Source organism: Nodosilinea sp. LEGE 07088, assembly GCF_015207395.1.
In the GTDB taxonomy this organism is placed as follows: domain Bacteria; phylum Cyanobacteriota; class Cyanobacteriia; order Phormidesmidales; family Phormidesmidaceae; genus Nodosilinea.
In genome coordinates this window covers 1-9,689 of record NZ_JADEWX010000197.1, presented here as the reverse complement: position 1 = coordinate 9,689, position 9,689 = coordinate 1, and the positions used below count along the sequence as shown (strand labels likewise).

The following is a 9,689-nucleotide window of genomic DNA, read 5'->3' as shown; positions in this document are numbered from 1 at the left end:
GCCTGAAGCTGCCTCCGAGGCCCCAGCCGAGGCCCCAGCCGAGGCCCCAGCCGAGGCCCCAGCTGAGGTCGCTCCAGTGGTAGAGCCCCCACCCGAGCCTGCATTGGAACCCGGTGCCTATGAAGCTGTAGTGGTGCAGCCCATTGGTCTGGTCATGCGTGAAGGGCCAGGGGTAGAGTTTCCACAGATGGGTGGGGTAGATGTCAACGAAGCCGTGGTGGTAATCGAAGAGCCCGCCAACCAGTCATGGATCAAGGTGCGCGTCGTTGCCAGTGGCCAGGAGGGCTGGGTTAAGGCGGGCAACACGCGCCCGACTGACTAGCAATCCCTGGGGTAGCCCTATTTCTGCATTCAAGACCAGCCCCTTTCCTAGGGGAAATGTTAACTAATCTAACCAAGCCTTAAGCTTGGTGTCAGTTCCCTGGGGTAGACGATGTTGGCCAGCGGCAGGGTGGTAGCTTGAGATGCGATGAAGCCGCTCAGGCTTTGAGGCTGAATCAGTAGTGGGTTCTGGCTTGCTACCCAATTCAGGCGGTATTTTACTACCCTGCTTTTAAACCCCATGCATAACGTACAAAAAGATTGGCTTGGCTCTGTGGTAATGGCTGCCCTGGGTGCTGGCATTATTACCTCCTTTGCGGTGAGTCAGGGACAGAGCCCGCTGGTGGGTCTGGCGATTACCGCCTTTGCCGCAGTGTCTGCGGTAGCGATTGACCACTTTTTGTAGAGTCGGTCTATAAGTGTCAAAGACTGACGTTGCTGAACGGCAGCCTGAATTTGGGGCAACGCCAATGCCGCTGAGTTGCGATCGCGAGGCAGTGATCAGAGACCGGGCTTCTGGGGTGGGTGCCATCAACGCTGGGTATTGACCTAGAGCCCCGGTTGCTCTGCGATCAAAGCATCCCTCCATCGGTAGGGTGCCGTCGCGGCCTCTTTTCCCCTCGCCCTAATTTCCTTAACCCCGCCAGGTCGCACCGCACCGCTCACCCATAGTGAAAATCCTCCTCATTGGTCTGCGGTGCACCCAGGCCACCGTTGCTGCGCTACCCTTCGGTGCATTGCTACGCGAATGTACCCTACGGCAGCATGGGCTTTGGGGGCAAAGCTTAAGGCACTGGCCTAATCTACTCTCGCAGAGCCTGCGCGGCGGCTCATACATGATGATCTGCGATCGCATGCAGCCCCATCCTTCGCCAACCCACCGCGCGACGAACCCTGGCAATTAGCCAATCTTCCCGAAAGGCGGCAACCCGCCTGAGAACAATCGTGAACACCGACCCTGCTAGGCGGGCCGCTCTTTTTACAATGCAGACAGGCACAGAGATACCCCTCTGTGCGATCGTGAGCAGCCGGAGCAAGTAACCCTATGCAACCCACCCAAAATTTATTCACCGAAAAAGCCTGGGATGCTATTGTGCGCTCTCAGGATATTGCCAAGCAGGGCCAGCAGCAGCAGATTGAGACCGACCATCTGCTGCTGGCCCTACTCGATCAGGAGGGGCTAGCCAGCAGCATTTTTGCCAAGCTCGGGGTCACTGTGCAGCAGCTGCGCGATCGCACCGAAGCCTTTATTAACAGTCAGCCCAAGGTATCGGGCAGCGGCTCGTCGGTGTATCTGGGCAAATCCCTCGACACCCTGCTCGATCGGGCCGAAAAGTACAAAAAAGAGTATGGCGACGACTATATTTCCATTGAACACCTGATCCTGGCCTACCCTGGCGATAGCCGCTTTGGTAAAAGCCTGTTCCAGGATCTGGGCTTAAGCGAAGCCAAACTCAAGCAGGCCATTCAAGACATTCGAGGCACCCAAAAAGTGACCGACCAAAATCCCGAAGGCAAGTACCAATCGCTCGAAAAGTACGGGCGCGACCTCACCGACGCCGCCCGCCGAGGCAAGCTCGACCCGGTGATTGGCCGCGACGACGAGATTCGCCGCACCATCCAGATTCTGTCGCGCCGCACCAAAAATAACCCGGTGCTGATTGGCGAGCCCGGGGTAGGTAAGACGGCGATCGCCGAAGGGCTGGCCCAGCGCATTGTCAACGGTGACGTGCCCCAGTCGCTTAAAGATCGCCAGCTAATCGCCCTGGACATGGGGGCGCTAATTGCCGGAGCCAAGTACCGAGGCGAGTTTGAGGAGCGGTTAAAAGCGGTGCTTAAAGAAGTTACCGACTCCGAAGGGCAGATCGTTCTCTTTATCGACGAAATTCACACCGTTGTCGGCGCGGGCGCGACCCAGGGGGCGATGGATGCGGGTAACCTGCTCAAGCCCATGCTGGCCCGGGGCGAACTGCGCTGCATTGGCGCGACGACTCTGGACGAGTACCGCAAATATATTGAGAAAGACGCCGCCCTGGAGCGCCGCTTCCAGCAGGTCTATGTCGATCAGCCCAGCGTAGAGGACACGGTTTCCATTTTGCGCGGCCTCAAAGATCGCTACGAAACTCACCACGGGGTGAAAATTTCCGACAGTGCTCTGGTGGCTGCGGCCACGCTATCTACCCGGTACATCAGCGATCGCTTCCTGCCCGACAAGGCCATCGACCTGGTCGATGAAGCCGCCGCCAAACTCAAGATGGAGATCACCTCCAAACCTGAGGAACTCGACGAGGTCGATCGCAAGATTCTCCAGCTCGAAATGGAGCGCCTGTCGCTGAAAAAAGAGAGCGACGCCCCCTCCATAGAGCGCCTGGAGCGGATCGAGAAAGAACTGGCCGACCTGAAGGAGCAGCAGAGCGCCCTCAACGCCCAGTGGCAGTCTGAAAAAGACACCATCGACCACATTCAGTCGATCAAAGAAGACATCGACCGGGTCAACATCGAGATTCAGCAGGCCGAGCGCGACTACGACCTCAACCGGGCCGCTGAGCTCAAGTACGGTAAGCTCACCGAGCTCCAGCGCCAGCTCGAAACCGCCGAGACCCAGCTCACCGATACCCAAACCACCGGCAAAACCCTGCTGCGCGAAGAGGTGATCGAAGAAGACATTGCCGAAATTATTTCGAAGTGGACGGGTATTCTGGTCAGCAAGCTGGTGCAGTCGGAGATGCAGAAACTCCTGGAACTCGAAGACGAGCTCCACCAGCGGGTGATCGGCCAGGAGGAAGCGGTGACGGCGGTGGCCGATGCGATCCAGCGATCGCGCGCCGGACTCGCTGATCCCAATCGCCCCATCGCCAGCTTTATCTTCCTCGGCCCCACGGGGGTAGGCAAGACCGAGCTGGCCAAGGCCCTGGCCGCCTACCTGTTCGATACCGCAGAGGCCCTGGTGCGTATCGACATGTCGGAATACATGGAAAAGCACGCCGTGTCCCGTCTGATCGGCGCGCCGCCGGGCTACGTCGGCTACGACGAAGGCGGTCAGCTGACCGAAGCCATTCGTCGTCGCCCCTTCGCCGTCATTCTCTTCGACGAGATCGAAAAGGCCCACCCCGATGTGTTTAACGTCATGCTGCAAATTCTCGACGATGGCCGGGTCACCGATGCCCAGGGGCGCACGGTGGACTTCAAAAACACCATCATCATCATGACCAGCAACATCGGCTCCCAGTATATTCTCGATGTGGCGGGCGACGATGAGCAGTACGACGAGATGAAAAGCCGCGTCATGGAGGCGCTGCGCAGCAACTTCCGCCCCGAGTTTCTCAACCGGGTAGATGAAATGATCATCTTCCACGGCCTGCTCAAGTCGCAGCTGCGCGACATCGTCAAGCTACAAATCGTGCGGTTAGAAGATCGGCTGAGCGATCGCAAGATGGCCATTACCCTGACCGAAGCGGCCCTCGACTTTTTGGCCGAGGTGGGCTACGATCCGGTCTACGGTGCCCGGCCCCTCAAGCGGGCGATTCAGCGCGAGCTCGAGACCCAGATTGCCAAGGCGATTTTGCGCAGTGAGTTTGGCGCCGGCGACACCATCTTTGTAGATGTTGAAAACGAACGCCTGTCGTTTAAGCGGCTGTCTTCAGAGTTACTGACCGTTTAGCGTGGCTTTAGCATCCAGGGGCAAAGAAAACTGCCCCTAGATATAAACCTTTGAAACAAGGCGGGGCATTTTCAACCGCTACAGTTGCAGGGCACAGCAATTTTTTGGCAATATAGCTGTATAAGCTATATGGGCATTTTCACCAAGAGGAGCGGTACATGTTCACTACGATGCTTCCTTAAATTCCCTGAAGACGTCTTGCCATGCTGTTGCTAAAGCTGTGTGGTGCCACAGAGAAACCGTTTAGCCCTCAACTTAGCTCTCCAATAACGTAGTTTTACGGAACGCTCAACCAATCAGGTGGATCTCTCAGTGACGGGTCAGGGTTGTCTGACCTGGCGCAGACTTATAAAAGGAAAAGGTTGGTCATGAAAATCGCTCACGACGCGTCTAAGCACGGCTACATGAATGTCATGGAGATTCTGGTGGCTGAGGAGGTAGAGAAGCAGATAAAAACCATGCAACCTCGCATGCTGAAATACCTCAAGCGGGTCGAGGTTGAGACCTTTGCCCTCAATCGACTGCCCGCTTGCTATGCCTCCAGTGAAAAAGGCTGGCAGCATCAGTACGAAAAGGCCAAGCGGGAACAGTACAACCAAATCAAAAGCGCTGTCCGTCAAGCCTTTGCAGCTGTTCAGGTAGACCCAATTCGCTCGTCTGAGCCCCTGCGTCGGCCCGAGGAGGATGCCGCGAGCACGGCTCTGAACGCACTGCGGGATATTCTCAAGCAGCCCGACCTCAGCTGGGATGGAGCCATTAATCGTCTCCAGACAGTGTTGGGGCTGCGGGTACCTACCCCGACTACCGCCCCGGCGAGCGAAGGGTCTCACCGTACGCGCTACCGGGATAATCATAGTGTTTCTACAATGACTAGCGCCGATCGGGCCGATGGTGGCCATTCCCACTATTGGCGACCCGGCACCTACGGTTCTGAGGTGTCGTGGAAAAAGAGCCACAGCTCCTCCGGTGAAGAGTATGACTGGAACGACCCTCGCTACATTAAGTAATGTGGGCTAAGGGCCGGGTTGGGTGGCTGAGTACCGTTAGTCATCCAACATTCCCCAGCATTTTCCCGTACCCGTCTGGTCAACCTAGCTGGATTCAGGGCAACGTTTACAGGAGCCCAGCCTGGGTTAGGAGGGTAGGCGGCAACCCCAGACCCTGTACCTGCTGCTGCAGACCGGCCCCGGCAGCCGGATTGGTCGTGCTGTAGAGATCGATCGCCCGCCGAAAGGCTCGCAATGCCTCAGGCATTTGCCCCAGTTTAAACAGGGCTACCCCCAGGTTTTGGTGGGCCTCAGGATAGTTGGGGGCCAGGGCGATCGCCTGGCGGTAGGCCGCGATCGCCTCGTCGAGATAGCCTCTGACCCGGTGGGCCGTGCCCAGATTGTAGTAGGCCAGCGCCAAGGTAGGGTCGGCCTCGGTGGCCTGAGTAAACAGGTCAATGGCGGCGACTAGATCACCCTGGGCTTTTTTCAGGCCGCCGTAGTTGAGCAGGGTGCCCAATTTCAAGCGTGGCGGCACGTCTAGGGCCAGGGCCGCGGCATAGTCAGCCGCGGCGCGATCGGGGGCATCGGCCAGGGCGAGTGCCCGGTGGTAGTGCAGCTCGTAGCGGGTCAACGGGTCAGCGGGTGCAACCTGGTCTAGGGCCCGGTTGAGCAAGGGCAAAGCGGCATCGGCCTGGTCAGATTCGACATAGAGGGCGGCGAGTTTATTCAGCAGGTAAGCATCGTTGGGCTGATCGGCCAGGTAGGCCTCCATGATGGTGCGGGCGCGATCGAACTTATGGCGCTGCAGCACCACCGCCGGGTCGTAGCCTGTGTGGTGCAAGGCCACCTCACCGAGGGTAATCACCTGCCAGCGTGGATCTTGGCGCTGCAATGCCGCTACGCTATCGTCCACAGTTTCGTGGTAAGGGCGATGGAAGCGAATTTCTGGCAGACGGCGAAAGACGCGGGTAATCAGGGTGTAGGGCGCTTGGGGTGCCCCCAGTTCTAGCCGCAGCAGGTTGAGCGCTAGAATATTTTCAGCCGCGACATCTCCCAGGGGGCCACCCTGGTTGAGTTGCTGAAGGACTTGGGCCGTAGCCGGGAGCAGCATTTCGTCGGCGTCGAGCACCAGCACCCAGTCACCGCTGGCGTGGTGCAGCGATTCGTTGCGGGCGGCGGCAAAGTCGTTCCCCCAGGCAAAGCTGTGGATCTTAGCCCCGTGGACCTGGGCGATCGCCACTGTGTTATCCACCGAGCCGGTGTCTACCACGACGATCTCATCGACGATCCCTTGCACAGTTGCTAGGGTGCGGGCCAGGGTCGCCGCTTCATCGCGCACGATCATGCAGAGGCTGAGCATTAGGCGTCTCCCAGGGCTTGGCGCGATCGCACCAGGGCTTGACGCACCTGCTCAAAGCCGGTGCCGCCATAGCTGTTGCGGGCTGAGACCACCTGCTGGGGCGCGATCGCCGCGTAGATATCGTCCTCAAAGGCGGGGTGAATCGCCTGCCACTCGGCCAGGGTCAGCTCCCGCAGCAGCTTTTTGGCCGCCAGAGATGTCTTCACCACCTTGCCCACCAGGTTATAGGCTTCCCGGAAGGGGATGCCCTTGGCGGCCAGGTAGTCGGCCACGTCGGTGGCGTTGGAGTAGTCTTCGTTGACCGCCTGGGCCAGGCGGGGCACCTGGAAGTTGACCCCTTCGGCCAGCAGAATGGTCATGGCCTCCAGGCAACCGCTGACGGTCTTGACCGTGTCGAAGATCGCTTCCTTATCTTCTTGCAGGTCTTTGTTATAGGCCAGGGGCAGGCCTTTCATCAGCACCAGTAGGCCTTGCAGGTGGCCAAATACTCGCCCGGTTTTGCCCCGCACCAGCTCGGGTACGTCGGGATTTTTCTTTTGGGGCATGATGCTGGAGCCGGTGGAGCAGCTGTCGTTGAGGGTGATAAAGCTAAACTCTTCCGAGGCCCAGAGAATCATCTCCTCAGAAAGGCGCGACAGGTGCACCATGATCAGGCTGGCGGCACAGGCAAACTCAATGGCAAAGTCGCGATCGCTGACGCCATCCAGGCTGTTGCCGTAGACCGCCTCAAAGCCCAGCAGCTCGGCAGCATAGTGGCGATCGATGGGGAAGGTGGTGCCCGCCAGCGCGCCACAGCCCAGGGGCGAAATATTCACCCGTTTGAGCAGATCTTGGAGTCGCTCCCAGTCGCGCTGGGCCATATCGAAATAGGCCAGCAGATGGTGGGCTAAACTCAGGGGCTGGGCCCGCTGCAGGTGGGTATAGCCCGGGATCAGGGTCTCGATATGATTTTCGGCAATGCCCAGCAGGGTGCGCTGAAACTGCCTGAGCTGGGCTTGAATCGATTCAATCTGGGCACGCAGGTAGAGGCGTATATCGGTGCCCACCTGATCGTTGCGAGAGCGGGCCGTGTGCAGCTTTTTGCCCACGTCGCCAATGAGCTCGGTCAGCCGCCGCTCGACGGCAAAGTGCACGTCCTCGGCCTCGACTCCGGGGGTAAACTCGCCCCGCCGAAACTGTTGGCGAATGGTCTCTAACCCGGTGACAATCTGCTCGCCTTCTGCGGGGCTAATAATACCGGTTTTGACCAGCATTTTGGCGTGGGCCCCAGAGCCCGTGAGGTCGTACTCAATCAGCTCAATATCGAAGCCAATGCTGGCGTTAAACAGGGCGATCGCAGGATGTAGCGCTGTCTCAAAGCGCTGGCTCCAGGTTTGGGAATTAGGCGTTTGCATTTAGAAGGCCGTCAAGTTGCGAATCATATAGCCCAGAACGATACCGAAAAGCAGCGCCCATAACTGTCCTGAATCGACAAAATTGTTCCAGATATTGAGCATATCGCCCAAAATATCTTGGTCAAACTGCTGGGCAAGTATTGGCGACAGGGCTTCAGGCGTTACCAGGGTGGCCGCTGCTCCTGGGGTGACATCCACTCCGGTAAAATAGCGGCTGAACTCGTCGCCGAGATTCAAGCTGACGGGGCGCAAAATGGTGTCTATCGAGAGGGGTTGAGTAGCGCTTTGCAAAAGGTAACCGTGGGGCTGGGAGATAACGTCCATGGCAGCGTGACGACCTGAGCATGGTTGACACCCAACAGACTAGCACCATACCGCCGCGCCCGAGCCTCTGGAACCCAAAAACAGCCTGGATGCTGGGGATTGGGCTGGCTCTGGGGCTGGCGACCTACCAGGCAGGTCTAGGCCGCCCTGGCGTAGCGTTGATTAACTGGGCTGGCTGGCCCCAACTGCGCGAGTTTTTGGCGGCTAGCCTGCACCCCGACCTCAGCCCTGGGTTTGTCATGCTAATGGGGCGCGCGGCCCTGGTGACGCTGGCCTACGCCCTCTTAGGCACGACCCTCAGTATCGGTCTGGGGATGGTGGGTGGGCTGCTGGCCGCTGAGGTGGGGTGGCAAACGCTACTCCCAGGGGTACCTGGCAAGCTATTTCTATGGCGGGGGTGGCGGGGGCTGTTGGCCTTTCCTCGGGCTATTCACGAGGTGATTTGGGGCTTGCTGCTGTTACAGGTGCTGGGGCTCGACCCCTTGGTGGGGGTGCTGGCGATCGCCATTCCCTTTGGGGCGATCGTCGCCAAGGTGTTCTCGGAAATCTTAGATGAAACGCCACGAGAGCCTTTAAATACCCTGTTGAACGCAGGATCACCGCCCTTGATTGCCTTGATCTATGGGCTGCTGCCCCAGGCGCTGCCCAACCTGCTCTCCTACGGGTTCTATCGGTTTGAGTGCTCGCTGCGGGCGGCGGCGGTGCTGGGTATCATCGGCGCGGGTGGCCTCGGCTACGAGATTTTCTTGAGTCTGCAGTCGTTGCGCTACGAGCAGTTGTGGACAGGGTTCTACATGCTGATTGTGCTCAATGGCGCGGTGGATGCCTGGAGTGCCCTGGTGCGCCGCCGCCTGGGCTTCACCAGTCGCCTCGACATCAACCGCAAACCGGGAACCGTCGTTAGCCATGGCGGCGCTGGCAGCCCCAGACCGGATCGCCTATTGCGGCTGTCTGGGGTGGGGGTGGGGGTGGCCATTCCCCTGAGCGGGTGGTTTTTACAGCTCGATGTGAGTCGGCTCTGGGCACCGCGTACCCTGCGTCTCACGGGGGAACTATTCACCTCAGGTTGGCCAACCCTGCCGACCCTAGCGGAACTGGGGAATCTGGTCTATCTGGGCTGGTTGACGGTGGCGATGTCCATGGTGGCGATCGCCCTAGCGGGTCTGGGCGGCATTCTGTTCTCGTTGCCTGCGGCCCAAAACGTAGTGTTGCCGGGCGGACTACTGCGCCCCCTCGGTCAGCAGAACAACATTCCCTGGGTTGGGGGCCTAATGCTGGGCAGCAGTCGGCTGGTGCTGCTGGTCAGTCGCGCCATCCCGGCGCCGATCTGGGCGCTGGTGCTGCTATTTGTGCTGTTTCCCGGTGTGCTGCCGGGGGCGCTAGCGCTGGCGCTCCACAATTTCGGTATCTTGGGTCGCCTGATGGCCGAGGTCAATGAAAATTTGGACGATCGCCCGGTGCGCGCCCTCAGCGCCCTGGGGGCCAGCCCTGGCCAGGTAGTAGCCTACGGCATCTGGCCCCAAAACCTGGGCCGGTTCCTCGCCTACATTCTCTACCGCTGGGAGGTGTGCCTACGGGAAACTGTGATTGTGGGCCTGGTGGGGGCCTGTCTCTTATACCCATCTCCGCGCCCACAGACC

Annotated in this window: 9 protein-coding genes; 6 read left to right on the top strand and 3 right to left on the bottom strand. The window is 59.3% G+C overall.

Annotated features, from left to right (window positions below; all coding sequences use genetic code 11):
- The 5 genes from IQ254_RS26795 to IQ254_RS26775 form a co-directional block, all read left to right on the top strand.
- Positions 1-322: SH3 domain-containing protein (locus tag IQ254_RS26795; protein WP_193969212.1), on the top strand; the 322-nt coding region annotated here is incomplete at its 5' end.
- Between the two features lie 240 nt (positions 323-562).
- Positions 563-727 (top strand): hypothetical protein, encoded by a 165-nt coding sequence (locus IQ254_RS26790; protein ID WP_193969211.1) that lies wholly within the window; start codon positions 563-565, stop codon positions 725-727.
- Between the two features lie 265 nt (positions 728-992).
- A complete protein-coding gene (locus IQ254_RS26785; RefSeq protein WP_193969210.1) occupies positions 993-1,226 on the top strand; it encodes a hypothetical protein in 234 nt (77 codons plus the stop codon).
- 140 nt (positions 1,227-1,366) lie between these two features.
- Positions 1,367-3,982 carry an ATP-dependent chaperone ClpB gene (gene clpB, locus IQ254_RS26780; protein ID WP_193969209.1) on the top strand — a complete coding sequence of 872 codons (2,616 nt, stop codon included), beginning with the start codon at positions 1,367-1,369 and terminating at the stop codon, positions 3,980-3,982.
- A gap of 368 nt (positions 3,983-4,350) precedes the next feature.
- A complete protein-coding gene (locus tag IQ254_RS26775; protein WP_193969208.1) occupies positions 4,351-4,989 on the top strand; it encodes a late competence development ComFB family protein in 639 nt (212 codons plus the stop codon).
- Between the two features lie 106 nt (positions 4,990-5,095).
- Here the strand turns inward: IQ254_RS26775 and IQ254_RS26770 are convergent, their stop codons facing one another.
- From IQ254_RS26770 to IQ254_RS31875, 3 genes are read right to left on the bottom strand one after another with little or no spacing between them, the layout of a single operon-like run.
- On the bottom strand, positions 5,096-6,331 hold the full coding sequence (locus tag IQ254_RS26770) for a tetratricopeptide repeat protein (RefSeq protein ID WP_193969207.1): 1,236 nt from the start codon (positions 6,329-6,331) through the stop codon (positions 5,096-5,098).
- A complete protein-coding gene (gene argH, locus IQ254_RS26765; RefSeq protein ID WP_193969206.1) occupies positions 6,331-7,725 on the bottom strand; it encodes an argininosuccinate lyase in 1,395 nt (464 codons plus the stop codon). The genes IQ254_RS26770 and argH overlap by 1 nt, the downstream gene beginning before the upstream one ends.
- Positions 7,726-8,049: a hypothetical protein gene (locus IQ254_RS31875; RefSeq protein ID WP_228041128.1), complete on the bottom strand. Its 324-nt coding sequence runs from the start codon at positions 8,047-8,049 to the stop codon at positions 7,726-7,728.
- Between the two features lie 20 nt (positions 8,050-8,069).
- On the opposite strand from IQ254_RS31875, the gene IQ254_RS26755 reads away from it, so the two are divergent.
- Positions 8,070-9,689: ABC transporter permease (locus IQ254_RS26755; protein ID WP_193969205.1), on the top strand; the 1,620-nt coding region annotated here is incomplete at its 3' end.